The following is a 25,244-nucleotide window of genomic DNA, read 5'->3' on the forward strand; positions in this document are numbered from 1 at the left end:
AATATGAAATTCGGACAAGTAGAAGATCCTTCAAAAATAGATTTTACATTACCAAAAGATCACAGCAGAACTAAAGAAATTCTTAAGAAAAATAAAAAGGGATTGGAAAATATCTCTATTGGATGTGCTAAATGGAATAAAACTGATCTTAAAGGATTTTATCCCAAAGGAACAAAGGATGAATTGACCTACTATGCTACTCAATTTAATTCTATCGAACTCAACGCAACATTCTATGGAATGCCTACGCCGGATCAGGTATTGACATGGAAAGAGAAAACACCGGCAGGTTTTAAATTCTTTCCGAAAATTACCAATACGGTTTCGCATTTCAGAAGATTAATTGATGTCACTGAACCGGTTACTCAATTTGCAACTTCAGTTCTTAACTTCAATGAGAAACTCGGAATGGTGTTTCTACAGTTACATGATAACTTTAAACCTAAAGATTATGACAGGCTGGAGAAATTCGTTAAAGAGTGGCCAAAAGAGGTTCCTTTAGCCATAGAACTCAGAAACACTGAATGGTTTACGGACGAAGAGATCTTTAATACCACCTGCGATCTTTTTGAGGCTCATCATATTACCAATATTATTGTAGACACGGCAGGAAGAAGAGATATGCTTCATATGAGGCTCACCACTCCAAATGCTTTCATCCGTTACGTAGGAGCTAATGCAGAAAGTGACTACGAAAGATTAGACGATTGGTTAAAGCGCGCCACCGAATGGAAAAAAGAGGGTCTTCAGAATCTGTATTTTTTCGTTCACCAGAATATTGAAAAAGCATCACCATTATTATCTGCCTATTTGATAAAAAATATGAACGACGATTGGAAAACTGATCTGCAAGTTCCAAAAATGGCTACTGAAAATAATGGAACTTTATTTTAACACCAAAAAAATCACCAGTTATTTGATCATTTTTTTGAGATTTTATAGAAATTTTTAATTTTTTACAAAATTTATTTCACTGTTTAGTGTGAAAAAAAAGTTTATTTACAAAAGCTAATTTTTTCACTAATAAATGATATATTGTAGAACACAACCCGTTATATTAAATTGTAAAAAATTAAAACTATGGAAAAAGAAATATGTACGATAAGTATCGCAAACAATTCGCTTGGTGATAATTACACTTTCTATGAAAATCAAACCATTAAAAGAATTTACGACAGCAACAATAAACATTTAGATATTACAGAGTGGCTGACGAATGATCAGATAAGTAGCCAAAGTAAAGACAAACTTGTTAAAAACTGTCCTGAAGAACTTAAAGAAAAAATCATGCTGATCTTAAATTATCCATGATTTGCTAAGATTTTAAAAATAATAATTCATAAAAAAATGACCTGCTCAATAAGCAGATCATTTTTTTTATTGTATGTTTCGAAAGATACTTTTCTTATTTCTTTATTCTAAGGAGTAGTACCAAATTGAGAAATAGCAATAGAAAATCCAGAGTTACCCAAATTCCAAGCTTTACATTTTCATAATTATAAGCATCAATTTGTTTTTTAGCCACTTCAGATAACTTTGCGCTTTGGTTGATATAGTTCTTTACTTCCACAATCTGATCAATATTCTTGTTAGGAACTGAGTGCTGAGAAAAATAAACCAGATTCTTTTTTCCTAAATATCCGATAATCCAATATTCATCGGACTTATCCATTTTAAGGTATTCAATTCTGTAATATTCCGGGCGGATTTTTCCGATATGTTTGGCTTCGTGCTTCACATTTTTTTCCGGATTATTCACATTAATGACATAAAAATCTAATGTCTGTGGAAGTTTATTGACAACCTGCAAACCTACAGAGTTGTTCACAACACCTACAGCACTTTTTTTTATAAACCAATAGCTAAAAACTGATATTGAAAAAATAAGTGTAGCAATACGAAATAATTTTGCCCATTCAGCACCTTTTCCCGATTTTACTTTAGATAAAATAAGAGAAATAATAGAGCAGAGAAAGATAACAAAGATGATTAATCCCATATTGCAAATATACTGTTTTAAGAATTTTCAGAAGGAATGTTAATCAACATTCCATTCTTTATAGAATTGATCCAGAAATTTCAGCATGACATCATGCCTTTCCTGAGCAAGTTCTTTTCCTTTTTCAGTATTCATGAGATCTTTTAAAAGCAATAATTTCTCATAAAAATGATTGATCGTTGTTCCGTTGGATTTTTTGTATTCTTCTTTGGACATATTCAGTTTCGGCTCGATATCGGGATGGTACATTAAATTATTCTTAAAGCCTCCGAAATTAAATGTTCTTGCAATGCCTATCGCTCCAATAGCATCCAGTCGATCTGCATCCTGAACAATTTTCAGCTCAATCGGAAGATCCTTTGGTGCTTCACCTCTATTTTTAAACGAAATATTTTTAATAATAAATAAAACCTGCCCTATGATATCTTCTGAAACATTCTCACTTTCTAAAAATTCGCGTGAAACTTTTAAAGCAATAGTCTCATCACCATTATGAAATTTAGGATCAGCAATATCATGAAGTAATGCTGCCAATTCTACAACCTCATCATTACAATTTTCACTTTCTGCGATCTTTTTTGAAAGCTTCCACACCCTTTCAATATGAAACCAATCGTGTCCGGCTTCTGCACCTTCTAACTTTTCTTTTACAAACACTATTGTGTTTTCAATTGTATTACTCATTCTTTATTAATTCATTTAAAATAATATTCCAAAGCTTCTTGTTATAGTTTCTAAAAAAATTAACGTGGCCTATTTCTCCTTTTTCTGATTCGGATGCCCGTACAAGCCTATATGTTGGACTGAGGTTAGGATAAGTATCGTTCAATAAACTCTTTACTCCTTTATCCGTAAGCCAAACATCATCCTCTGCCCAGATCACAAAAACTTTCTGCGTTAATTTCTTAGAATAATCATCAATTTTTTCCAACAAACCGTTGGTTGATTTTTTATTCAAAATTAAGGTTCTCCAGTCATAAGCACAATTTTTAGGGAGACTTTCTCCTAAACCAAACCAATGTGCTGGAAAATAACCCAACAGCTGTGTAGCCAGTGGCTGTGCGATCCCAAAGCCCAGATAAGCTTCTATTTTGGTTTTAAATTTTAAGTTACCGACGAAAGCATTTTGAGTCCCGACAAAAAACAGTTCTTTAAAAATTTCAGAATCTTTATTCATTCCAAGGATCAATGCACCTACAGAATGTCCAAGACAAAATTTCTCATATTTTGCAAAGCGTGTTCTGATATACGTCGTTACTGTTTTATAATCTTCAGTTCCCCAGATACGCATGGATGCGTTGAACCCTTTCATATGATCAGGTTTTGAAAGTCCGATTCCACGGTAATCATATGTGATTACCGTAAAGCCTTTTTCAGAAAAATATTTTGCAAAAGAAAAGTAAACATGTTGTTTTACACCCGTCGCAGAATTGATCAGTAACAATTTTTCATTACTATTCTCTGGCATAAAAAGGTGTGCTACAATAGAGATATGATCTGTTGTTGTAAGAACTAGCTTTTCCATATTTTAAAAGAAAAAAATCCACTCAAAAGTGGAAATTTTACTGTTCATCTATATGTTAATTGATATACTTTCGATATGTAGTAAATAGCTTTAAGCAAAGTAATCTGACATTCTTGGTAATCCCGTCTGTGATCCTTGCATAGTAGAAACTCTTAAAGAAACTTCATTACCGAACTTTACACATTCCTCTATGGAATTGTTATGACATAAAGCAATGGCAAATCCAGAGGTAAATGCATCTCCCATTCCCATTTTGTGTGCCGTTTTGTTGTCATTATGATTTCTAAAGTATTTCATTTCTGTACCATCAAAATAAATGGTGGAATTGGTATCGTCTCTTACAAAAACTTTATTTAAGTATTTTTCAAGAACCTGCTCCTTTTGTTCTTCACCAAAAACGATATACAATTCACTGCTTTTTGCAACTACAAAGTCTACATTTTCTAAGATCTCTTCGCTTACCTTCATTGCTGGTGACGCGTAAAGACCAACTTTTTTTCCGTATTTCTTAGCTTTTTTTATGGTATACTCCACCACTTCTAAGGAAACCTCAAGCTGTACTAGAATAAGATCAACTGTCTGAAAATATCGATCAGCATCCTCAACATGTTTTGTACTTAAAAGTTTATTGGCAGCTGGTACCACTACGATTGCAGCATTACCTTCAGATGTCGTTACATAAGCAGTTCCTGTTGCTTCTCTATCCGTTTCTGCAACAAATCCAACATTTACATTCTCGTTTACAAGATTTCGCATGATCTGCTGTCCCAGAGGATCCATTCCTACGCATCCTATAAAATAAACACTTGCCCCCAATCGTGCAGTTCCCACCGCCTGATTTGCCCCTTTTCCTCCAAAATAACTATCTGAATTAATGGCTAAAACAGTATCGTTAGGAGCTGGAAGCTTTTCAGTTTCTAAGACTAAGTCGATAGAAGAGCTGCCAACAACTATAATTTTGGGTTGTACTGAAGAGAAGTTCATTGTGCTTAAATTGATTTATACAAAAATATAAAAATAGGAATACTAATATAAGAATAATTAACTTATTTCAATAAATTCTGTAACTACCTTTACTGGAGCATTATTTTTATCATATGCGATATAGCTGGCATAGAAACCTTCTCCATATCCTGTCTCAAAAGCAAAAATAGTTCCGGGATGTTCTTCAGCAGGTTTTAAGAAGGCATATTGGTCAATTGCTCCGTTTTCATCAAAGAAATATTCATGAAAAAACTCTTCATAGATCCCCATAAAATCAACCCCTTTACTATGGTATAATCTTTTTTCAAGATCATTAAGTTTCTCCTGGGTATCTACATCCATAAAACACCCCATCCCACTTTCCACAGGATAACCAAAAATTTCCTCTTCAGCAAGATCTTTTATATTTTGACCGGCAGTAGTGGCTAATTTCCATTCCGTGATTTCGGAATTACTGAAAATGATTTCAGCATATGCCACACAATTGCTTTCTCTTTCTTTGTGTAATAAGACAGAAAAATCTCCTTTTGGAAATTCTGTAGAAAAAGGTTGCATATCATTTGTGATCAAAGGATCACAAGCCACTAATTTCCCACTGGAAAGATAGATCTTTCCAACTTCAAAACTTTCCAGCACAGGACTTTCTACAAAATCCCTTGAGAATAGTTTTTTTATATTTTCTATGTGTGTCATTTCTTTTATAATTGTTTACTCTTTTCGGTTGAGTATAAATTTATACTCAGCCGAAAAGAGTAAATAAAACAATAATAGTACCTAAAGATCTATAAGCTCTTTAGCTTCTCTTCTAAAATTGCAATTTTATCCTGGGCATCTTTCTGCTTCTTGCGTTCTGCTTCTACCACTTCAGCTTTAGCATTGGCTACGAACTTTTCATTCGAAAGTTTCTTTTCAACAGAAATTAAAAACCCTTTTAAGTATTTTACTTCTTCTTCAGTTTTCGTTTTCTCTTCACCAAGATCAAGGTTTTCACTTAATGGAATGGAAATCTCTGTTGATCCAACAAGGAAAGTAAAGCTTGGTTTCTCCGTTTTTTCTCCAAAATGAATTTCTGAGATATTAGCCAGTTTTTTAATTACTGCTTCATTGACAAAATGAGTTGCATTGGTATAAACTTCAGCCGTTTCTTTAGGAGAGATCCCTTTTGTCTGACGATAGTTTCTAACTCCCGAAATTAATTCCTGAGCTGTTTCAAAGTTTTTAATGATGGTTTCATTAAATTCTCCTGCGTTTTTTTGTTGGGCAACCACCAAAGCTTCATCTATACTTCTTTCAGAAATTAATTGCCATATTTCTTCTGATTGAAACGGCATAAATGGATGTAAAAGCTTCATTAGTTCTTCAAAGAAAGCAACTGTTTTCAGATAAACTTCTTTAGAAATACCCTCCCCATAATTCGGTTTTATCGCTTCCAGATACCAACCACAGAAATCGTCCCAAATTAATTTATAAATTAAATGTAAAGCATCAGAGATTCTGAACTTTTCAAACTGATCATTAATTTCAACAATAACTTTGTTCAACTTGTTTTCAAACCATTCTATAGTCTTAGTTTCGGCTTCATTAGCTGGTTTGTCTTCATGATCCCACATATTGATCAATCGGAAGGCGCTCCATATTTTCGTCATGAAATTTCTTCCCTGAAGCATTAAATCTTCATCAAAAAGAAGATCATTCCCTGCAGCAGAACTTAATAATACTCCTACACGAACACCATCAGCACCATATTTTTCAATTAATTCTAAAGGATCCGGTGAGTTCCCAAGAGATTTTGACATTTTTCTTCTTTGCTTATCCCTTACAATACCCGTAAAATAAACATTTTTGAAAGGAACTGTCTTTTTGTATTCCAATCCTGCCATAATCATTCTGGCTACCCAGAAGAAAATAATATCCGGACCGGTAACCAGATCTGAGGTAGGATAATAATATTGAATATCCTTATTTTCAGGATCCAATAGCCCATCAAACACAGACATAGGCCATAGCCAAGAAGAGAACCATGTATCTAAAGCATCCTGATCCTGTGTTAAGCTGTCAGCTGTCAGCTCTTGATTCCCTGTTTTTTGTTTTGCTAGCTCTAAAGCTTCTTCTTTTGTTTCAGCAACTACGAAATCCTCGTCTCCAGTGCCATAATAATAAGCGGGAATTTGTTGTCCCCACCACAGCTGACGGGAAATATTCCAATCACGGATGTTTTCCATCCAGTGCTTATAAGTATTTTTAAACTTCTCAGGATAGAATTTGATCTCATCATCCATTACCACATCCAATGCTGGCTGAGCAAGTTCAGACATTTTCAAGAACCACTGAACAGAAATTTTAGGTTCAATCACAGCACCTGTTCTTTCGGAAGTTCCCACTTTATTTACGTAATCTTCTGCTTTTAGCAAAAGGTCATTTTCCTGTAATTCTTTTGCGATTTGTTTTCTAACTTCAAATCTGTTCTTCCCTGCATAATGTAATCCATGCTCGTTAAGATTTCCATCATCATCCAAAGCATCAATCATTTTTAACTGATGTTTTTGTCCGATTTCGTAGTCATTGGTATCATGAGCCGGCGTAATTTTCAATGCACCTGTACCAAATTCGATATCTACATACTCATCTTCAATAATTGGAACTACTCTGTTAACGATTGGTACAATTACATTCTTACCTTTCAGATGAGCGTATCTTTCATCATTCGGATTGATACAAACGGCAGTATCCCCAAAAATAGTTTCAGGACGTGTTGTTGCTACAGAAAGAAATTCTTCTGAGCCTTCAATTTTATATTTAAGGAAATATAATTTTCCGTTTTGTTCTTTGAATATTACTTCTTCATCAGAAATATTCGTTTTCGCCTCCGGATCCCAGTTAACCATTCTGTATCCTCTGTAGATCAAACCTTTATTATAAAGATCAACAAAGCTTTTGATAACCTGTGCAGAAAGCTTGTCCTCCATGGTAAATCTGGTTCTGTCCCAATCACAAGAACAACCTAATTTTTTTAACTGCTCAAGAATAGTCCCACCATATTTGTTGGTCCATTCCCATGCATGTGTTAAAAACTCCTCGCGGGTAATATCTGATTTATTAATTCCTTCAGATTTCAATTTAGCAACAACTTTAGCTTCAGTAGCAATCGAAGCATGATCTGTTCCAGGGACCCAGCAGGCATTAAAGCCCTGCATTCTTGCACGGCGGACCAGAACATCCTGAATGGTATTATTCAACATATGACCCATGTGTAAGATCCCCGTAACGTTTGGCGGAGGAATTACAATAGTATATGGTGGCTTATCATTAGGTTCTGAATGGAAAAATTTATTTTCCAACCAGAAGTTGTACCATTTTTGTTCTGTTTCCTGTGGATTATACTTTTCTGAAATCTGCATAAATTCTATTTCTTTAGCTTACAATTTGCAAAAATAGCTTAAAGAAAAAATATTTTCAGTATGAATTAAAATAATTTTTAACTTTGTTTCTCAAAATTTATCTAACAAACGTATTAACATTCAAGAATATGAAAAAATTAATTGCAGGAATTGCACTATTTGGAACATTTGCTATTGCATCTGCGCAGACTATCACTTTTGATAAAACTACTTTTGACTATGGTGTTATTAAGCCAGGTTCTGATGGTACAAGATTTTTTACAGTAACTAACACTGGTGATAAGCCTTTGGTTATTTCTAATGTAAAACCTTCTTGTGGATGTACAACTCCAGAATTCAGTACAGATCCTATTATGCCGGGAAAATCTGCTAAAATCAAGGTTGGATATAACACCACTATTATTTCGCCATTCAACAAAATGATCGAGGTATTTTCTAATGACCCTGCAAACAGCAGAACAGTAATTTACATTAAAGGTGATGTACAAGGAACCGCTCCTCAGGTTACTGCTGCTGCTCCGGCAAAAGTAGAAACTCCGGCAGACGCTAAAGCTGCTAAAAAAGCTGCTAAGGAAGCTAAAAAAGTAACAATCGCAAAATAAGCTTTACTCAGAAAAAATAAAAACCGTCTACATGTAGACGGTTTTTTTATTACATTTATTTCAAATAAACAAATTATGGACACCAATTTCTCGGATGACTTTGAAATAAAAGGAAAATTTTCTATCAAAAAAACATCAACAGAATATCAAGGACCACTTACTAAACAAGAGGGGCAGGCATTATTATCTATAGAAAAAGAAAAACTTCGTAATCTTCAGGAAAAATTATATGCGGATGGGAGTAAATCTCTTCTTGTCATCCTGCAGGCAATGGATGCAGCAGGAAAAGACAGTTTAATTGAACATGTTTTTGGAGGGGTAAACCCACAAGGATGCAATGTGACGAGCTTTAAAACTCCCAGCTCAAAGGAATACTCACATGATTTTTTGTGGCGCCAATACTTGGCTTTACCTCAAAAAGGAATGATTGGTATTTTCAACCGCTCTCATTATGAAAGTGTTTTAGTTTGTAAAGTACACCCCGAATATAATCTTAGCGAAAAGACATGGAATTCTGTAAAAGAATTTGATAATAAATTCTGGGAAAACAGATATGAAAGTATAAGGAATTTTGAAAAGCATCTTTCTCAAAATGGAACAACAGTTATCAAAATATTCCTGAATGTTTCAAAAAAGGAACAAAAACAAAGACTGTTAGACAGAATTAATGAACCCGAAAAAAACTGGAAGTTCTCATCTGCCGATCTTCCTGAAAGAGCATTATTTGATCAATATATGACTGCTTATGAAACAGCTATTAATGAAACTTCAAAAGAGTATGCACCATGGTATGTACTTCCGGCAGATAACAAGTGGTTTGCAAGAGTAGCCGCTATTCAGATTATCATTGATACCTTAGAAAAAATGGATCTCAAATATCCTCAACCCTCTGAAAAAGATGTAAAAGCTTTAGAAGAATCTAAAAAGATTTTAGAAAAGGAATAAAAAATATCGTAATGGAAGTTAGGAGTGGATGGTGGCAATGTAATTTTAAAATCTAAACAAAAAAAATCACGAGAAAATCTATAAGCCGGATTTTGTACTTCAAAGAAGTGCCTGTTATTTATCTGCGTCTTACATTGCTGCAAAACTTTTGCTGATTACCCCTCGGCTTTCAGAGCGAGCAACTCCTATTCTCATTTCTGAAAAGAACCGATATACTTATCATTGCACCGCAAAGAGTTTACCTGGTTTCACTACAGCCGAACTGTACTTGCTTTCTGTTGCACTTGTCCTACCCTCACGGGTGACGGATGTTATCCGCTTTGCTGCTCTATGGTGTCCGGACTTTCCTACCTCTGTCGAAACAAAGATCAACAAGCCGACTTTCTCGTGGGTGCAAAGATAGGTGTTAATTTGAAAATGTGGTAATTTGAAAATAAGTAATTTTTATACTACGGGAATGTGTTCAATATGATGACTGTAAGGCTAATATTTAGTTTTAATCCAAAACACATAAATAATTATAAACATTTTCTATTTGAATTCTCAAATTAACACATTATTACTATCTTCGTGCGATTATACATCTATTTTGATTTCCAGAGAAAAAGAATTTGCCCAACTTATAAAAGATAATCAAGGATTGATTATTAAAGTTTCGCGTCTTTATACCAACTCGCTGGAAGATGAAGAGGATCTATTTCAGGAAATTGTATTACAGCTTTGGAGAAGCTACGATTCCTTTAAAGGAAACTCGAAAATTTCTACATGGATGTATCGTGTAGCCCTTAATACAGCCATTACTCTTTTCAGAAAAAAAAGCAAAAGTTTACCTACGAACGAGCTTGACATCAATCATAAAGATTTTATAGAAGATGATGATGAAAAACAGCAACAGATCTCTCTTTTATATACGGTAATTAAAACACTGCCTAATGTAGAGAGAGCTATAGTAATGATGTATTTGGATGATTTGCCTTATAAGGATATCGCAGAAAACCTCGGGATAACTGAGGTAAATGCACGTGTGAAGATGAACAGATTAAAGAAAACCCTTAAAGAACAGATGGAAAGATATGCCTGATTTTGATTTAGACAGCTTTAAGAAAACATGGCAGGAACAGCCTGTTCAGCAAAAATACGATAATAGTGAAATTCTTAAAATGCTAAACAGAAAGTCACGTAACTACGTGAAATATATTTTCTGGATCAGTGTTTTTGAATTCTTACTTTTTTCCGTTATGGGATTATTTTACTTCTTCAAAGGAGAAGAGACCAATGGTTTCCTAAATGTTTTAGAAAAACTGGGAGCCCAAAAAACGCCAGAAGTGGAAAATAGCTTTGATACTATTTATCTTATACTTAAGATCTCAAGTCTACTGGTCACTGCTTATTTTGTTTATAAATTCTACCAAAACTATCGTAGAATAAGAATTGAAGAAAACCTTAAAGGTCTTATCACCAGAATTATTAAATTTAAAAAAACAGTGAATGCTTTCATTTTAATAAGCATTGTCTTATTAGTAGCCTTCACTTCAATTTTTACTGTTTTCATATTTTATGCCTTAAATTCTCAAAATATCGAACCTGCTAATTCGGCAGTTATTATTTTTATTATCGGGACTATTTTAAGCACAGGGCTTTGTGTATTGTTGATTTGGTTATACTATAGATTGGTTTATGGAATTATCATGAGAAAACTGGACAAAAACCTGGCACAACTAAAAGATATTGATTCTCAGGAAAATTAATTCTCTTAAACAGTTATCAAAAGATTTATTTGTTATTTTAGATAAACAAATCTTTTGATATGGCTTTATCTTATGTATCCGGAGCTTCGAATATTCCTTTACTGGGAGAGACAATCGGTAGTAACTTAAAAAAAACAGTCGAAAAATTTCCTGATCATAAGGCGTTAGTTTCTGTTCAACAGAATTACCGTGCAAGCTATAAAGAATTTTATGATCAAACGACAACTGTTGCCAAAGCGTTGATCTCTTTAGGTGTAAAATCAGGAGATCGAATCGGAATCTGGTCTGCCAACAGATATGAATGGGTATTGCTTCAATATGCCACTGCCCGAATAGGGACTATTTTGGTTAATATCAACCCTGCATACAGAACGCATGAGCTTACCTATGTTCTGAATCAGTCAGAAGTTCGTTTTATTTTTTCTTCTCTATCATTTAAAACCAGCAATTACAAAGAAATGGTGGAATATGCCCAGGAAGTATGTCCTACATTAGATGAGGCCATTTTCTTTAATGAAAGTTGGGATCAGTTTTTAAAAAACGGAGAATCAGTTTCTGATGAAATATTGCTAAGTTTTGAAGAAAGTATAGAATTTGATGATCCTGTAAACATTCAATATACATCTGGAACAACAGGATTTCCAAAAGGCGTTACTCTTTCCCATCATAATATTTTAAACAATGGATATTTCATTGGAATACGGTTGCGATACACAGAAAGAGATCGCGTTTGTATTCCGGTTCCATTTTATCATTGCTTTGGAATGGTGATCGGTAATATTTGCTGTGCTGCTCACGGCGCCTGTATTGTGATTCCTAATGAAAGCTTTGATCCCGATATTACGCTAAAAGTGGTTTCTGATGAAAAATGTACTTCCTTGTATGGAGTGCCTACCATGTTTATTGCCGAGTTGGCTGTTAAAGATTTTGACACCTATGATTTTTCGAATCTAAGAACCGGTGTTATGGCTGGATCTGTATGCCCACCTGAAATTATGAAGAAGGTAGAAAACCTTATGAATATCAAAGAAATGAGCATCTGTTATGGAATGACAGAAACTTCTCCCGTTTCTACTCAAACATTGATTGGAACTCCTTTGGAGAAGCAGGTCAGTACAGTAGGTACCATTCAGGATCATCTTGAAATAAAAATTATTGATGAAACTGGTAAGGTTGTTGAACGTGGAGAACATGGAGAATTGTGTACCAGAGGATATTCTGTAATGCTAAAATACTGGAACGATCCGGAAAATACGCGAAAGGTTCTGGATGATGCGAGATGGATGCATACTGGAGATCTTGCGGTAATGGATTCTGAGGGGTATATCACGATCTCCGGAAGGATAAAAGATCTGATCATTCGCGGTGGCGAGAATATTTCACCAAAAGAAATTGAAGACTTTTTATACACTTATCCTAACATTTTGGATGTTCAGATAATAGGAGTTCCAAGCGAAAAATTTGGGGAAGAAGTTATGGCCTGGGTTAAGGTGAGAAATGGGTTTAAAGTATCCGAAGAAGAACTTCTTGATTATTGCAGGACAAAAATTGCCCATTATAAAATCCCTAAATACTGGAAATTTGTCGATGAGTTTCCAATGACAATCTCTGGAAAAATCAGGAAAGTAGAAATGCGTGAAATTTCTGTTAGAGAGCTAAAACTAGATCAAATAAAGAACAAATAGATACTTTAAAAACATAAAAATGCCCGGAGATCCGGGCACTTCTATTATTATTAAACTTATATTAAAGTTCTTTTCTTAATCTTGCAACAGGAATGTTAAGTTGTTCTCTGTATTTTGCGATTGTTCTTCGGGCTATATTATACCCCTGTTCTTTTAAAATGACAACCAACGCATCATCTGTAAGTGGTTTTCTTTTATTTTCTTTACTGATAACTTCCATAAGATGGGTTTTGATCTCTTTTGTAGAAACCTCCTCTCCATCATCGTTCGTTAAACTATCAGAAAACAGGTCTTTAAGATATATAATACCGTTTGGAGTATCGGCATATTTACTCTTTACTACTCTTGAGATCGTTGATATATCAAAACCAGTGATATCTGCAATATCTTTTAGGATCATTGGTTTTAAAGATTTTTCATCTCCGGTAATAAAATATTCTTTCTGGAATTTTACAATAGCCGTAATAGTCTGCAATAAGGTATTTTGACGCTGATTGATCGCATCAATATACCATTTTGCTGCATCTAGCTTTTGCTTGATAAATAATGCGGCCTGCTTATGTTCAGAAGAATTTTTATCGTGGGAATAGGTCGTTAGAATATCTTTATATTCCTCAGAGACTCTTAGAGTCGGTGCATTTTTACTGTTAAGCATTGGAATAACCAATCCGTCTTTTACCTGAATCACAAAATCCGGAATAATCTCCTGATTAATCGTAATAGTCTGGGTATCAAAGTTTCCACCAACTTTTGGAGATAATTTGGAAATCTCCTCCAAAGCATCTTTCAGATCCTCTTCTTCAATATCATACTTCTGAATGATCTTATTATAATGCTTATTGGTAAGTGCATCAAATTGATGTCTGAGGATATTGGCAGCCAAAGAAACTGCTTTATCAGAGCTTACTTTCTTTTCTATTTGTAATAGAAGACATTCTTGCAAACCTCTTGCTCCAACTCCAGACGGATCCAGCTTTTGAACATAGTTTTCTAAAATATCTTCTGCTTTTTCAGTAGTCGTATAAATTCCCTGAGAAAAGGCTAAGTCGTCAACAATAGATTTAATTTCTCTTCTTAAATAACCATCAGTATCTAAGTTTCCAATAATATATTCTGCGATCTTTATATCTTCAGGGTTAATATTTGCCAGGTGAATCTGCTCCAGCAAGTAATCATATAAAGACTGACCTTCTGTTAATAAACTTTCATTATCAAATTCCTCATCATCTGCAGAATAGTTACTGGAAGCTGTTTTATAACTAGGTTCATCATCATAGATATATTCATTCACATCAAAATCCGTTTCAATGCTTTCATTTCCTTCATTTTCATAGGTATCTTCAAGAGCTGCATAATCATCTTCTTTAGATTCCTCTTTAGCAATTTCCAAGGCAGGATTTTCTTCTAACTCTCTTTCCAATTCTTCTTCAAATTCCAAAGTATGAAGTTGAATCAGCTTCATTAGTTGGATCTGTTGTGGAGCCAGCTTTTGTCCTAACTTGAGTTGTAAGTGTTGTTTCAGCATATTACTCTTTGTGTTTTAACATAACATATTCCACGAATTTAATGAATTTTTTTCAAAAATTTCATATTTAGCATGATTTTTGCATTATAATATTTAACATAATAAACTATTATAAAGTAAAAAAAGCCTTAAAATTTAATTTAAGGCTTTTTTTATATCTAAAACTCAGCGCTTTTCGGTGTCCTTGGGAAAGGAATCACGTCTCTGATGTTGGTCATTCCTGTTACGAAAAGGACAAGTCTTTCAAGACCCAATCCAAATCCTGCATGTGGTACAGAACCAAATTTTCTCGTATCCATATACCACCAAAGTTCTTCTTCTTCCACATGCATCTCTTTCATTTTAGCTCTTAAAACTTCAATTCTTTCTTCTCTTTCAGAACCTCCAATAATTTCTCCAATTCCAGGGAAAAGAACGTCCATTGCTCTTACCGTTTTATTATCATCATTCAAACGCATATAGAATGCTTTGATGTCTTTTGGATAATCAAATAAAACTACAGGACTTTCAAAATGCTTCTCTACAAGGAATCTTTCATGTTCAGATTGAAGATCAGCCCCCCAATTCTCGATCGGGAATTGGAATTTACCTTTTTTATTTTCTTTAGAGTTTAATAATATATCAATAGCTTCTGTATAGCTTACACGCATAAAACGCTTTGCTACTACATTTTGTAATTTCTCAATAAGCCCTTCTTTTGCTCTTTCTTTTTCCGGTTTAGATTTTTGTTCTTCAACAAATCTGTTATCCAGGAACTCCAAATCATCCTTACAGTTATCCAGTACATACTGAATTACATATTTTAAGAAATCTTCAGCAAGATCAATATTGTCTTCAAGGTTGTTAAATGCAACTTCAGGCTCTACCATCCAGAATTCTGCAAGGTGGCGTGTTGTATTAGAATTTTCTGCACGGAAAGTAGGTCCGAATGTATAAATTCTTCCTAATCCCATTGCAGCAGTTTCCCCCTCCAACTGTCCAGAAACCGTTAGGTTTGTTTTCTTACCAAAGAAATCCTGGCTGTAATCAATCTCTCCGTCTTCAGTTCTTGGAATATTGTTTAAATCAAAGTTTGTTACTCCAAACATTTCTCCTGCACCTTCAGCATCTGCACCGGTAACTATTGGTGTATGGATGTTGAAGAACTGGTTCTGGTTAAAGAATGAATGAATAGCAAAGGTTACTGCATGACGTACTCTGAAAACAGCTCCAAACAAATTGGTTCTGAATCTTAAGTGCGCCTGCTCACGAAGCTTTTCTAAGCTATGTTTTTTAGGCTGAAGAATTGTAGTTTGCAATTCTTCTGTAAAGTTGTCACCTAAAATAATGATCTTTTTAGCAATAATTTCCACCGTTTGTCCGGCACCCTGGCTTTCTACTACTTCTCCAACTATTTTAAGAGAAGAAGCTGTACTAATTTTATTGATAATTTCTTTATCAAAATTTTCAAAATCAACAACTATTTGCAAATTATTAATTGTAGATCCATCATTAAGTGCTATAAAGCGATTTGCACGGAAAGCTTTCACCCAGCCGTATACCGTAATGTCATGATGTAATACTTTTTTGTAATCCTGTAGGATTTCTTTAATCGTCTGCTTTTTCATTTGTTGATTATAAATTTTCGTATAAAAATTAATGTCCGCAAAGTTACAAAAAAACAGCGCAAGTTGATGATTGCACTGTCTTTTAAAAAATCAATAATCAATTATTTAATCTAAAGTCCACTTGTTTCTGTTTATTTAATTAAAGAAGATAGTCTTCTTTCGCCGTTTACCATTTCTGATTTTCCAGGCATGATAGGAGCTTGGAACATCATACTGCCATTTTGGAAGCAGTAAAATAATTAAGATCACATCGATATGGGAGATTAATCCTAAACCAATCGCTATGTAAAATGCCCAGCCAATTTCCTGAAATCCTATCAGATAAGTAAATGCAATCAGTAAACTCAATCCCCACATTTTTGCTAAAAAAGCATGAGTACAGGTTTCTTTTCCAAATTTCCAGAGGCTTACCATATAACAAAGGGCTTCCATAATAAAAATCAGAAGTATACCTTCCCATTCATTTTTTATCATTTCCGGGTAAAGGATGTAAGATGAAACACCTAAAGAAAGCCAGAAAATAAGATCTGTCTGACTATCCAATCTTCTTAATTTTTCTGATGAAACCCCAGTCTTTCGGGCAATAATTCCATCAAAAATATCGGTCAGTAATCCAATGTACATTAATATCAATATCGAACACCTTGAATCCCCACCTTTAAAATAACTTAAGAGAATAACAACCGGAGCAATAAAAAATCTTATTGCAATAAGTAAATAGGGTAACTTTTTCATAATGCTGTATTTTTAAAATCTAAAATTTACACTCGTCTCTACTGAAAAGGAATTAAAACCAGAAGGGACTGCATGCTTTGCCCAAAGCCGATATGGCATATAGGAAACCTGAATCCCCAACCCAAAATTATTTTTCCAAAACCTTACTCCCTGTCCAATCCTGATTGAAGAGACACCTTCTATATTTGTATCAATGTATACCGTGTTTTCACTAAGGTCATCTTTTCTGTTATCAGAAATATTTTTATCATTAAAGAAAAGATTATGGAGACTCAATTCACTTACCCATTCTATATTGTTATTTCCAACGGGATACTCTTTTACCATTCTTATTCCTACATTGAAAAGGAATTCTTTAGAACGGATATTGTAAAACAGCCCTTTTTTTTCATATTCAAAATTGTACCCGCTTCCGCTATGGTAAAAATTTAACCCGAATTCAAGATGCGCTTTATTTTCATCAATAGGATATCGATACCAATAGCCTAAATAAACACCAGGTATTTGTCTTTCTTTATAAGATGAAAAACTCAGAAAGCTTCCTGCTTCAATCATTGATCGCTTATCACTTTTGCTAGTTTCTATAAGTACTTGTGCATGAAGGTTTACAACCATCAGAACACAAAGAATTAGTATTTTCATTTCGAAGGTTTTAAAAGTTGATAAAAGGCAGACTTCGCTTACCATTTTTATTCCAGAAACCAATTTGAAGTCCTTTCATCTTATTAGATTTATTGATTAGGCCCATTTGTATCCCCTTCATATTATCAACTCTATTATGAACACCTATCTGCATCCCTTTCAGCTCATCAGCATCATTAAAAACGGATATGCTTATTCCATTCAGTTCTTTACTACTTATACCCAAACCAGAAATGACAACTCCACTCCCTTTATCAATATCAGTCGTTAAGCCTCCGATCGAAAGCCCTTGCATGGTATTCCCATAATTATACAGCGAAACAGAAACTCCGTTGTGGCTGATACTCCTCCCATATCCTGCTCCGGAAATATTAAGTCCGTTTACCACGAGATGAGGCTCTGTATTTGCGGTTCTTGAAGGATCAAAAAACATCCAGATCACCAGGCCAACAGGGTTTGGCTCGAGATTAATACCATTGATTCGTCTCATATTCCCTTTATAGTCATCAAAAGCGTCCCCCATTCCGACAGTAATACCATCAACTTTTTTTATGTTTTTTTTCAGAGGAGTAAATGCTATTAATTTCGTTTTATTTCCCAAGACAGCAAGGCTATCCTGAGCATACAATACAGTACTTGTAAAAGCACTTATTATTAAAAAAATCATTGTTTTCATAATTCATTATTTTAAAATTACAGTTCAAAATTATCCTCGGAAAACGCTATTCTCAATGTGAAAAGGAATTAAAAAAAATACTACATTTGTGAAAATCACAAAACATGCATCAGGAAGCATTATTGAAAGAAATTCGAAGAAAAATTGGAGATCGGTCATTGAATGATGAGATTGCTAATATTCTCAATATAAGCTATGATGCAGCGCATAGACGTACTTCTTTAAAAGCAAAATTCAGTTTTGAAGAAGCTTTAGAGCTTGCAAAGTATTATCAGATCTCTTTGGATCAGTATTTAGGTTCCGAGAACCAGCTGGTTGTAAAAAGAACACAACCTGTAAGAACCACAGAAGATTTATTAAACTACTTTGAAAACTCACTTAAGATTCTGGATGTTTTTCATAATATTACCCATTCGCAGGTTTTTTATTCAGCAAAGGATATCCCTTTTTTCTATACGATCTCAGACTCCATATTATCCCGTTTCAAATTTTATGTATGGATGAATTTATTAAATCAGGATCAGTTTCTAAGTCCATTTAATGAATTCAGGATGCAATATCATTCGCCAAAAAATGAAATGCTTATTGAGTTGTACAATAAACAAAATGTCACCGAGATCTGGAATGATACTACAATCATGAGCGCATTGCGGCAAATATCTTTTTATTTTGAAATCGGATTATTGCAAAAGGCAGACGCTGTTTTAATCCTGGAGGATTTAAAAAAGCTACTCGAAGATCTAGAAAACAAAACCCTTCAAAAATCTAATTTTCAAATATTTGCAAATGATTTAGTAATTTTAAACAATAGTATTTTATTTAAGAATGATCAACAGTGTTCTTTTTTTATTCCGTTCAGTATGTTCGGTTATATGATGACTAATGATGAGATGACCTGTAAGGATTCTCTAAGTTATTTTGAGCATCAGATTAAAAATTCCAGATCATTGAATACTTCGGGGAATCGTGACAGAAAAATGTTCTTTAATACAATGTATCAGCAGATTGAAAATTTAAAAGAAAAATTATAATGAATACATTACGTAATGGCGAATTTTTCGGACAAACCAATGAAATACTGGATTGTAATGGCCTTACCTTTACGGATACAGAATACACCCATCCATATGTTGATTGGCATTACCATGAGAATGCCTATTTCACATTTCTTCTTGAGGGACATGTTACCGAAGGAAATAAAAAAGAAGTTTACGATTGCTCTGCCGGAACACTTTTATACCATTGTTGGGAAGATACACACTACAATATAAAACCAGAGGTATTTACGAGAGGTTTTCACATTGAAATTGCTAAAGATTGGTTTGAAAACCACCAGATTTCAAGAGATAGCCTTGAGGGAAGTTTTAATATTAAAAACCCTGCTATACAGATTCTGACCTATCAAATATTTAAAGAAACAAAATTAAACGATCTGAATATCGAATTGTCTGTTCATCAGTTATTGTTAAATATTTTCAGTCAATTAAAACAAGAGACTAAAAGCCAGGAAAAGAATCCCTTGTGGACATGTAAGATCGATGAATTACTACGTGAAAGTTTTACAGAAAAACTGAATCTCACACAACTTGCACGAATTTTAGATATTCATCCTATGCATCTCAGCAGAGATTTCCATAAATATTTCCATTGTAATCTAGGAGATTACATCAGAAAATTGAAAGTGAATAAGTCGTTAAGTCTGCTTCATAACAGCCAAGAGTCTCTAACTGATATTGCCCTGGATTGTGGCTTTTCTGATCAGAGCCATTTCATCCGGTGTTTCAGAGAGAACATTGGAATTACTCCTTTAAAGTATAAGAATTTGTTAAAATAAGTAATTGTAATAAAATAGTAACTCTTTTATTACTCGTCTTTTTTGGAAGGAACTAAAAAGACATCGATAAGACCTTCAGGAAGTTGCATTTTAATGAATCTTTCTTCTCTATTCACTTCAAAGATCCAGTCTTTGATGATAGGAATTACCACTTCTTTTCCATCGAGATTGGTTACAAAATAATTCTGAGCAGTCTGATCATTTATAGATCTTATAACGCCGCAGTCATTATCATTTGCATCAAGAATATTAAATCCTACTACCTCGTGGTAATAAAATTGTTTTCCGGAGAGTTTCGGCAAAGTAGCAAGCGGCAAATACACACTTTTTCCCAATGATTGGTCTACTAATGCCTCTGAAGAGTTTTTAAATGCAATATTCAGAGCATCTAATTTACTCCATGATGATTTTTCAATAAAAAAAGGAACCAATAATCCGTTGATTTCAACGAATATTGATTCCAGTTTATTGTAAAGTTCGGGTTGATCGGTATCCAATTTAAGGATAACATTACCCGCAAGGCCATGTCTGCGTGTGATTTTACCTAAAAAGTAGCAATCTTCTTTACGCATACAGGTTGTTTCTTAAGCTTCAGTGTTTTCTTCAGTTTCAGCAGCAGGAGCTTCTCCTTCTGTTGTTTCTTCAGCAGCAACTTCTTCAGCAACTGGTGCGTTAGCAGCTTCTTCAGCAGCTTTAGCATCAGCTTCAGCTTTTGCAGCAGCAGCTACTCTAGCTTCATTTACTTTAGCTTCAGCTTCCAAAGCAGCTTTTTTAGCATCAGCCTGAGCTTTAGATAAACCTTCTACTTTTCCTTGTACTTTTTGTTCTTTAGAATCTACCCAAGCAGCAAATCTTTTTTCAGCTTCAGCCTCATCAAAAGCTCCTTTAGCAACACCACCTTGTAAGTGTTTTTTGTAAAGTGCCCCTTTATAAGAAAGGATAGCTCTTGCTGTATCAGTTGGTTGAGCACCGTTGTTTAACCACTTTACAGCAGCATCAACGTTCAAATCGATAGTAGCAGGGTTAGTAATTGGGTTGTAAGTACCTAGTTTTTCGATGAATCTACCGTCTCTTCTAGCTCTAGCATCTGCAACCACGATGTGGAAAAAAGGTTTTCCTTTTTTACCGTGTCTTTGTAATCTGATTTTTACTGACATAATGTTTGAATTTTAAGGGAACTCGTCCCAGTTAAATATTTAAGTGTGCAAAGATAAATAAAATTTCTTAGGTATCAATAAAAATTTTCATGTTAATCAAGTCTTCCCATATAGAAAAGCCCAAGACATTTCTGGTTCTCTGCGATGGTTAAAGAATCTTTCAGGTGGTTAACAATTGCCGGGGAGCTCCAGTAGCAGCCTACTCCATTGGCTGTGCTAGTAAGGTACATATTTTGTACCGCCATTGAAACTGCAGCAATCTCTTCCCATTCCGGAAGCATTCCACTAAAGTTTACGACAATGGAAACGACTGCATTGGCTTTATTTATTTTAAAACCTATATCATCATATTTCTTTTGTAAGAATGTTTGCTCAGACTGTGTTGCTTTATAAATATTCTGCATTTCTGAAGCCAGTTGAGCTTTTTCATCACCTTTAAAGATTTTAAAACGCCAAGGTTTTGTACGTTTATGGTTCGGTGCAAATGTAGCTGAGTTTAAAATCTCATCAATAATTTCCTGAGAGATCTCTGTTTCTGTGTAATCTTTAGGGAAAACACTTCTTCTTTGCTCTATTATTTCTTTTAGAATTTCTGTCTTATTCATAGGTACAAAATTACAACATGTAATTTATTTATATCTGGGTTTTAAAAAATAAAACTCCAAAAATAATTTGGAGTTTTGCTGTATTTTGAATTGAAAAAAGTTGAAATATAATTCTAAATCATAAAAAATTATAAAACCTCAACAACTTCCTGATGAATATTATTTAACGTAAAGGCATCACCAGATTTCATACCCATCATCTTCTTTGCCATTGGACTTTCGGGTGAAATGGCATAAAACCTGTCACCTTCAAAGAAGAATTCACCTAATGAAACAGAAATATAAAATCTTGCCTTATTGGTAATCACTAAAGAACCTAGCTGCACTCTTTCAGTAGTATTATTCAACACCTTTGACATATTTCTCTGCAAATCATTAAGTGCGGCAAGCTGTTTTTGCATCTGATAAATTTCCTCCTGCATTTCCTCCCTCATGCTGTCATATTTTGGTGTCTTTTTAATATCGCGACTCGCGTCTAAAGTAAATTCTATAAAGTTCTTTAATTTCTCAATCTTTTCGGCGATCACGTTTTTAACATAATTTCTTATGTCACTTTTCTCAAATACGATCTTCTCCATAAATCTAATCTTTACATAAAGATAATATTTTTTTTAAACAATATATTTGTCATTCAAAAAATTTAAAACCTCATTTAAAAATTAATTTTTATTTCAAGGGAAGATAAGATGCAAGGAAATGAGCTTTGTATTATTGCTCCGCTAGTTTTTTAAGGTCTCCCAATCCCTGATCAAAGGTTTTTCCCATCTGGCTCTCCATCATTGGTTTCATTATCTTCATCATGGTATTGAGCTCATTATCCATAGTCCAGGTTACTTTTGTTCCATTACCTTCCGGAGTTAGGATAAAATTAGCTGTTGCCTCACCTTCAAAAGGTTTTATAAAATGAAGCTTACTGGTTATTTTTTCATTCGGTACTACTGCTGTAACAGTTTGCTGACCTTCACCCACATCTTTATTTCCTTTCCAGCTGTAAGAGTCTCCTACTTCACCACTCGTTCCGGAGTAGGTGATCATAATGTTTTTATCCGGCTTTATAAAAGGATTCCATGAGTTGAAAGCTTTTGTAGATCCTGCAAATTGCCAAACTTTTTCTTTCGGCGCATTGATAACAACAGATCTTTCAAAGTGATAATCTTTACTGAAAGCCAGCATAGCAAATACTGCGTACAAAATAACAAGTACAATAAGTATCCCTAAAATTTTCAAAATTGTTTTCATAGTTTTTATATTTTAATGTTAAGTCAAAATTACATATTCCAACAGCAACACTTCTTTTCCTATGACAAGATTATTATAATAAGCTATTTTTTGTCACAACCGATCATTAAGGCATTATTTTTGAGGAATTCAAGTTTTACAAATTTTCATAGAAATTAAATTTACATCAATAAAAAATAGAAAAATGAATATTTTAACAGAAAATTTCAATACACCTTATCATACCGCACCATTTGACCGCATTAAAAATGAAGATTATCTTCCTGCTTTTAAAGAATTAATTCAGCGCTCTGAAGAAGAAATTAATACGATCGTTGACAATTCTGAAGCACCTACATTTCAGAACGTTATTGAAGCTTTGGCCTATTCAGGTGAAAAATTAGATATCCTTTCCAATATTTTTTTTAATGTAAATTCTGCAGAAACAAGTGATGCATTGCAACAAATCGCTGAAGAGGTTTCTCCTATCCTAAGTGAATATTCTTCAAAAATCTCTCAAAACGAACCTTTATTTAATAAGATCAAAAAGGTATACGAAGAGAAGGCAAAATACAACCTCAACGAAGAGCAAGAAATGCTTTTAGAGGAAACTTATAAAGGCTTTGTAAGAAGTGGCGCTTTACTGAACGAGGAAGACAAAGAAAAATTAAAGAATATCAACATGGATTTATCTTTGAAATCCTTGAAATTCGGACAAAATGTATTGGCTTCCACTAATGCTTATTTTAAACATATCACTTATAAAGAAGATCTGGCTGGAATTCCTGATGCTATTATGGAACAGTACGCTGAAGAGGCTAAGGAAAGAAATTTAGAAGGCTGGGTACTGACATTACAATATCCGAGTTATGTGCCATTTATGACTTACGCTGAAAACCGTGAATTAAGAAAAGAGCTGGCTTTAGCAAATGGTAAAAAGTCTTTTGATGGTGGTGAGTTTGATAATCAAAACCTCATTAAAGAAATCCTCAAATTAAAACAGCAAAAAGCAGAACTGATTGGCTATAAAAATTATGCTGACTTCGTTCTGGAAGAAAGGATGGCGAAGTCTCCCACTAAAGTCCTTGATTTCTTAAATGAGCTTTTAACAAAAGCAAAACCTTTTGCAAATAAGGAAATTGAAGAATTAAAAGCTTTAGCAAAAGCTGATGGTATTGAGGAAATGCAGGCCTATGATCATTCTTTCTATGCAGAGAAACTCCGTAAAGAAAAGTTTGATCTTAATGATGAGGAATTAAAACCTTACTTTCCATTGAACCAGGTTCAGGATGCCGTATTTGGATTAGCCCAACAATTATTTGGGTTAACTTTTGAAGAAAGAAATGATATTCCGAAATATCATGAAGATGTAAAAACTTATGAAGTAAAGGAAAATGGTGAATACAAATCATTGCTGTATGTAGATTATTTCCCAAGAAAAGGTAAAAGAGCCGGGGCCTGGATGACAAGCTACAAAAACCAATATAAGAAAGATGGGGAGAATTCACGCCCGCATATTTCCATTGTTTGTAATTTCAGCAAACCCACAAAGGATACTCCAAGTCTATTAACATTCCAAGAGGTAACAACATTATTCCATGAATTTGGCCACGCTCTACACGGAATGTTAGCCAACACTCAATATCCAGGTCTATCAGGAACTTCCGTGAAATGGGATTTCGTAGAATTACCATCTCAATTTTTAGAAAACTTCTGTTATGAGCCTGAATTCTTAAAAACTTTTGCAAAACATTATAAAACCGGTGAAGTTCTTCCTGACGAAAAAATTGAAAAAATCGAACAGTCTAAAAACTTTATGGAAGGATACCAGACAATGAGACAATTAGGTTTCGGAATTCTGGATATGATGTACCATACCAATGTTGGAGAATTAGAGAGTGAAAGTGTAAAAGCCTTTGAAGATGAATATACAAAAGCAACTCAGCTTTACCCATCTAATAATGAAACCGCTATGAGCCCAAGTTTCTCTCACATTTTCCAGGGTGGATATTCTGCAGGATATTACTCTTACAAATGGGCAGAGGTTCTGGATGCAGATGCTTTTCAATATTTTAAAGAAAACGGAATTTTCAATCCAGAGATTGCTGCAAAATATAAAATACTCCTTTCTTCAGGGGGAACAAAAGATCCAATGGAACTGTATAAGAGTTTCAGAGGTAGTGAGCCAAAGGTAGAAAGCTTGCTTAAGAGAGCTTTTGGATAAAATAAACTGCAGTCCCCTGATTTCAAATCTCGGGGACTTTTTTTCTTTTATTATAGTTTATAAATGGCTTATTAACAAGCTTATGAATTGGGTATTTTTATCACGATAATTTAAATGAAAAATGCCTCCCTGACA

The 25,244-nt window shown here is 34.1% G+C and carries 26 protein-coding genes and 1 other RNA gene; 10 read left to right on the forward strand and 17 right to left on the reverse strand.

The window, feature by feature from the left end:
• The first annotated feature begins 3 nt into the window (after positions 1–3).
• Positions 4–894 (forward strand): DUF72 domain-containing protein, encoded by an 891-nt coding sequence (locus tag AC3WRL_RS04480; RefSeq protein ID WP_214832755.1) that lies wholly within the window; start codon positions 4–6, stop codon positions 892–894.
• Positions 895–1,080: 186 nt separating this feature from the next.
• Entirely contained in the window at positions 1,081–1,311 is a 231-nt protein-coding gene (locus tag AC3WRL_RS04485) for a hypothetical protein (RefSeq protein ID WP_214832757.1), read from the forward strand.
• Positions 1,312–1,405: 94 nt separating this feature from the next.
• Here AC3WRL_RS04485 and AC3WRL_RS04490 read toward each other — a convergent pair whose 3' ends face one another.
• The 6 genes from AC3WRL_RS04490 to AC3WRL_RS04515 all read right to left on the reverse strand — a co-directional run bounded on the left by AC3WRL_RS04490 (position 1,406) and on the right by AC3WRL_RS04515 (position 7,906).
• Positions 1,406–1,999, reverse strand: a complete 594-nt coding sequence (locus tag AC3WRL_RS04490; protein WP_214832759.1) for a hypothetical protein — start codon at positions 1,997–1,999, stop codon at positions 1,406–1,408.
• Positions 2,000–2,038: 39 nt separating this feature from the next.
• Positions 2,039–2,683, reverse strand: coding sequence for an HD domain-containing protein (locus tag AC3WRL_RS04495; protein ID WP_214832761.1), 645 nt, complete (start codon positions 2,681–2,683; stop codon positions 2,039–2,041).
• Entirely contained in the window at positions 2,676–3,524 is an 849-nt protein-coding gene (locus AC3WRL_RS04500; RefSeq protein WP_214832763.1) for an alpha/beta hydrolase family protein, read from the reverse strand. The genes AC3WRL_RS04495 and AC3WRL_RS04500 overlap by 8 nt, the downstream gene beginning before the upstream one ends.
• A 90-nt stretch (positions 3,525–3,614) precedes the next feature.
• On the reverse strand, positions 3,615–4,508 hold the full coding sequence (locus AC3WRL_RS04505) for a PfkB family carbohydrate kinase (protein WP_214832765.1): 894 nt from the start codon (positions 4,506–4,508) through the stop codon (positions 3,615–3,617).
• Positions 4,509–4,565: 57 nt separating this feature from the next.
• Entirely contained in the window at positions 4,566–5,201 is a 636-nt protein-coding gene (locus AC3WRL_RS04510) for a DUF4241 domain-containing protein (RefSeq protein ID WP_214832767.1), read from the reverse strand.
• An 89-nt stretch (positions 5,202–5,290) separates the two neighbouring features.
• Complete coding sequence (locus AC3WRL_RS04515) at positions 5,291–7,906, reverse strand: valine--tRNA ligase (RefSeq protein WP_492329813.1); 2,616 nt, start codon at positions 7,904–7,906, stop codon at positions 5,291–5,293.
• Positions 7,907–8,034: 128 nt separating this feature from the next.
• Here AC3WRL_RS04515 and AC3WRL_RS04520 point away from each other — a divergent pair, with 128 nt between their 5' ends.
• Entirely contained in the window at positions 8,035–8,508 is a 474-nt protein-coding gene (locus AC3WRL_RS04520) for a DUF1573 domain-containing protein (RefSeq protein ID WP_214832772.1), read from the forward strand.
• Between the two features lie 75 nt (positions 8,509–8,583).
• Positions 8,584–9,453, forward strand: coding sequence for a polyphosphate kinase 2 family protein (locus AC3WRL_RS04525; protein ID WP_214832774.1), 870 nt, complete (start codon positions 8,584–8,586; stop codon positions 9,451–9,453).
• Between the two features lie 65 nt (positions 9,454–9,518).
• On the opposite strand, the gene rnpB is transcribed toward AC3WRL_RS04525, so the two are convergent.
• An RNA gene (rnpB, locus tag AC3WRL_RS04530) (RNase P RNA component class A) lies at positions 9,519–9,841 on the reverse strand.
• Between the two features lie 201 nt (positions 9,842–10,042).
• On the opposite strand from rnpB, the gene AC3WRL_RS04535 reads away from it, so the two are divergent.
• The 3 genes from AC3WRL_RS04535 to AC3WRL_RS04545 are packed head-to-tail and all read left to right on the forward strand — an operon-like array spanning position 10,043 to position 12,886.
• Complete coding sequence (locus AC3WRL_RS04535) at positions 10,043–10,534, forward strand: RNA polymerase sigma factor (protein ID WP_492329892.1); 492 nt, start codon at positions 10,043–10,045, stop codon at positions 10,532–10,534.
• The gene (locus AC3WRL_RS04540) at positions 10,527–11,201 is read left to right on the forward strand and encodes a DUF8845 family protein (protein WP_214832776.1); all 675 of its coding nucleotides are present in this window, start codon (positions 10,527–10,529) and stop codon (positions 11,199–11,201) included. The genes AC3WRL_RS04535 and AC3WRL_RS04540 overlap by 8 nt, the downstream gene beginning before the upstream one ends.
• A 59-nt stretch (positions 11,202–11,260) precedes the next feature.
• Complete coding sequence (locus AC3WRL_RS04545) at positions 11,261–12,886, forward strand: AMP-binding protein (RefSeq protein WP_492329814.1); 1,626 nt, start codon at positions 11,261–11,263, stop codon at positions 12,884–12,886.
• 61 nt (positions 12,887–12,947) lie between these two features.
• Here AC3WRL_RS04545 and rpoN read toward each other — a convergent pair whose 3' ends face one another.
• From rpoN to AC3WRL_RS04570, 5 genes are all read right to left on the reverse strand, one after another.
• On the reverse strand, positions 12,948–14,411 hold the full coding sequence (gene rpoN, locus AC3WRL_RS04550; RefSeq protein ID WP_214832780.1) for an RNA polymerase factor sigma-54: 1,464 nt from the start codon (positions 14,409–14,411) through the stop codon (positions 12,948–12,950).
• Between the two features lie 158 nt (positions 14,412–14,569).
• Positions 14,570–16,018 (reverse strand): asparagine--tRNA ligase, encoded by a 1,449-nt coding sequence (gene asnS, locus AC3WRL_RS04555; protein ID WP_261511139.1) that lies wholly within the window; start codon positions 16,016–16,018, stop codon positions 14,570–14,572.
• 135 nt (positions 16,019–16,153) lie between these two features.
• Positions 16,154–16,753, reverse strand: coding sequence for a CDP-alcohol phosphatidyltransferase family protein (locus AC3WRL_RS04560; protein ID WP_492329815.1), 600 nt, complete (start codon positions 16,751–16,753; stop codon positions 16,154–16,156).
• Positions 16,754–16,765: 12 nt separating this feature from the next.
• Positions 16,766–17,395, reverse strand: coding sequence for a hypothetical protein (locus tag AC3WRL_RS04565; RefSeq protein WP_492329816.1), 630 nt, complete (start codon positions 17,393–17,395; stop codon positions 16,766–16,768).
• 10 nt (positions 17,396–17,405) lie between these two features.
• Positions 17,406–18,071 carry an LA_2272 family surface repeat-containing protein gene (locus AC3WRL_RS04570; RefSeq protein WP_492329817.1) on the reverse strand — a complete coding sequence of 222 codons (666 nt, stop codon included), beginning with the start codon at positions 18,069–18,071 and terminating at the stop codon, positions 17,406–17,408.
• 104 nt (positions 18,072–18,175) lie between these two features.
• Here AC3WRL_RS04570 and AC3WRL_RS04575 point away from each other — a divergent pair, with 104 nt between their 5' ends.
• Both AC3WRL_RS04575 and AC3WRL_RS04580 read left to right on the forward strand, forming a co-directional pair.
• Positions 18,176–19,102 carry a helix-turn-helix domain-containing protein gene (locus AC3WRL_RS04575; RefSeq protein ID WP_214832790.1) on the forward strand — a complete coding sequence of 309 codons (927 nt, stop codon included), beginning with the start codon at positions 18,176–18,178 and terminating at the stop codon, positions 19,100–19,102.
• On the forward strand, positions 19,102–19,905 hold the full coding sequence (locus AC3WRL_RS04580) for a helix-turn-helix domain-containing protein (protein ID WP_492329818.1): 804 nt from the start codon (positions 19,102–19,104) through the stop codon (positions 19,903–19,905). The genes AC3WRL_RS04575 and AC3WRL_RS04580 overlap by 1 nt, the downstream gene beginning before the upstream one ends.
• 29 nt (positions 19,906–19,934) lie before the next feature.
• Here AC3WRL_RS04580 and rimM read toward each other — a convergent pair whose 3' ends face one another.
• The 5 genes from rimM to AC3WRL_RS04605 form a co-directional block, all read right to left on the reverse strand.
• On the reverse strand, positions 19,935–20,477 hold the full coding sequence (gene rimM / locus AC3WRL_RS04585) for a ribosome maturation factor RimM (protein WP_214832794.1): 543 nt from the start codon (positions 20,475–20,477) through the stop codon (positions 19,935–19,937).
• A gap of 12 nt (positions 20,478–20,489) precedes the next feature.
• Positions 20,490–21,062: a 30S ribosomal protein S16 gene (locus AC3WRL_RS04590; RefSeq protein ID WP_214832796.1), complete on the reverse strand. Its 573-nt coding sequence runs from the start codon at positions 21,060–21,062 to the stop codon at positions 20,490–20,492.
• 92 nt (positions 21,063–21,154) lie between these two features.
• Positions 21,155–21,667 (reverse strand): nitroreductase family protein, encoded by a 513-nt coding sequence (locus tag AC3WRL_RS04595; RefSeq protein WP_214832798.1) that lies wholly within the window; start codon positions 21,665–21,667, stop codon positions 21,155–21,157.
• A gap of 128 nt (positions 21,668–21,795) precedes the next feature.
• Positions 21,796–22,245 carry a hypothetical protein gene (locus AC3WRL_RS04600; RefSeq protein WP_214832800.1) on the reverse strand — a complete coding sequence of 150 codons (450 nt, stop codon included), beginning with the start codon at positions 22,243–22,245 and terminating at the stop codon, positions 21,796–21,798.
• A 130-nt stretch (positions 22,246–22,375) separates the two neighbouring features.
• Entirely contained in the window at positions 22,376–22,906 is a 531-nt protein-coding gene (locus AC3WRL_RS04605; protein WP_261511133.1) for an SRPBCC family protein, read from the reverse strand.
• Positions 22,907–23,090: 184 nt separating this feature from the next.
• On the opposite strand from AC3WRL_RS04605, the gene AC3WRL_RS04610 reads away from it, so the two are divergent.
• Positions 23,091–25,109: a M3 family metallopeptidase gene (locus AC3WRL_RS04610; protein ID WP_492329819.1), complete on the forward strand. Its 2,019-nt coding sequence runs from the start codon at positions 23,091–23,093 to the stop codon at positions 25,107–25,109.
• Positions 25,110–25,244 lie beyond the last annotated feature (135 nt).

Source organism: Chryseobacterium sp. FW101-FHT12H09 (assembly GCF_058790395.1).

Excerpts from the sequence above, each read along its gene's own strand:
- AC3WRL_RS04480 (WP_214832755.1), top strand. The coding sequence starts at position 4 with ATGAAATTCGGACAAGTAGAAGATCCTTCAAAAATAGATTTTACATTA.
- AC3WRL_RS04485 (WP_214832757.1), top strand. The coding sequence starts at position 1,081 with ATGGAAAAAGAAATATGTACGATAAGTATCGCAAACAATTCGCTTGGT.
- AC3WRL_RS04490 (WP_214832759.1), bottom strand. The coding sequence starts at position 1,999 with ATGGGATTAATCATCTTTGTTATCTTTCTCTGCTCTATTATTTCTCTT.
- AC3WRL_RS04495 (WP_214832761.1), bottom strand. The coding sequence starts at position 2,683 with ATGAGTAATACAATTGAAAACACAATAGTGTTTGTAAAAGAAAAGTTA.
- AC3WRL_RS04500 (WP_214832763.1), bottom strand. The coding sequence starts at position 3,524 with ATGGAAAAGCTAGTTCTTACAACAACAGATCATATCTCTATTGTAGCA.
- AC3WRL_RS04505 (WP_214832765.1), bottom strand. The coding sequence starts at position 4,508 with ATGAACTTCTCTTCAGTACAACCCAAAATTATAGTTGTTGGCAGCTCT.
- AC3WRL_RS04510 (WP_214832767.1), bottom strand. The coding sequence starts at position 5,201 with ATGACACACATAGAAAATATAAAAAAACTATTCTCAAGGGATTTTGTA.
- AC3WRL_RS04515 (WP_492329813.1), bottom strand. The coding sequence starts at position 7,906 with ATGCAGATTTCAGAAAAGTATAATCCACAGGAAACAGAACAAAAATGG.
- AC3WRL_RS04520 (WP_214832772.1), top strand. The coding sequence starts at position 8,035 with ATGAAAAAATTAATTGCAGGAATTGCACTATTTGGAACATTTGCTATT.
- AC3WRL_RS04525 (WP_214832774.1), top strand. The coding sequence starts at position 8,584 with ATGGACACCAATTTCTCGGATGACTTTGAAATAAAAGGAAAATTTTCT.
- AC3WRL_RS04540 (WP_214832776.1), top strand. The coding sequence starts at position 10,527 with ATGCCTGATTTTGATTTAGACAGCTTTAAGAAAACATGGCAGGAACAG.
- AC3WRL_RS04545 (WP_492329814.1), top strand. The coding sequence starts at position 11,261 with ATGGCTTTATCTTATGTATCCGGAGCTTCGAATATTCCTTTACTGGGA.
- rpoN (WP_214832780.1), bottom strand. The coding sequence starts at position 14,411 with ATGCTGAAACAACACTTACAACTCAAGTTAGGACAAAAGCTGGCTCCA.
- asnS (WP_261511139.1), bottom strand. The coding sequence starts at position 16,018 with ATGAAAAAGCAGACGATTAAAGAAATCCTACAGGATTACAAAAAAGTA.
- AC3WRL_RS04560 (WP_492329815.1), bottom strand. The coding sequence starts at position 16,753 with ATGAAAAAGTTACCCTATTTACTTATTGCAATAAGATTTTTTATTGCT.
- AC3WRL_RS04565 (WP_492329816.1), bottom strand. The coding sequence starts at position 17,395 with ATGAAAATACTAATTCTTTGTGTTCTGATGGTTGTAAACCTTCATGCA.
- AC3WRL_RS04570 (WP_492329817.1), bottom strand. The coding sequence starts at position 18,071 with ATGAAAACAATGATTTTTTTAATAATAAGTGCTTTTACAAGTACTGTA.
- AC3WRL_RS04575 (WP_214832790.1), top strand. The coding sequence starts at position 18,176 with ATGCATCAGGAAGCATTATTGAAAGAAATTCGAAGAAAAATTGGAGAT.
- AC3WRL_RS04580 (WP_492329818.1), top strand. The coding sequence starts at position 19,102 with ATGAATACATTACGTAATGGCGAATTTTTCGGACAAACCAATGAAATA.
- rimM (WP_214832794.1), bottom strand. The coding sequence starts at position 20,477 with ATGCGTAAAGAAGATTGCTACTTTTTAGGTAAAATCACACGCAGACAT.
- AC3WRL_RS04590 (WP_214832796.1), bottom strand. The coding sequence starts at position 21,062 with ATGTCAGTAAAAATCAGATTACAAAGACACGGTAAAAAAGGAAAACCT.
- AC3WRL_RS04595 (WP_214832798.1), bottom strand. The coding sequence starts at position 21,667 with ATGAATAAGACAGAAATTCTAAAAGAAATAATAGAGCAAAGAAGAAGT.
- AC3WRL_RS04600 (WP_214832800.1), bottom strand. The coding sequence starts at position 22,245 with ATGGAGAAGATCGTATTTGAGAAAAGTGACATAAGAAATTATGTTAAA.
- AC3WRL_RS04605 (WP_261511133.1), bottom strand. The coding sequence starts at position 22,906 with ATGAAAACAATTTTGAAAATTTTAGGGATACTTATTGTACTTGTTATT.
- AC3WRL_RS04610 (WP_492329819.1), top strand. The coding sequence starts at position 23,091 with ATGAATATTTTAACAGAAAATTTCAATACACCTTATCATACCGCACCA.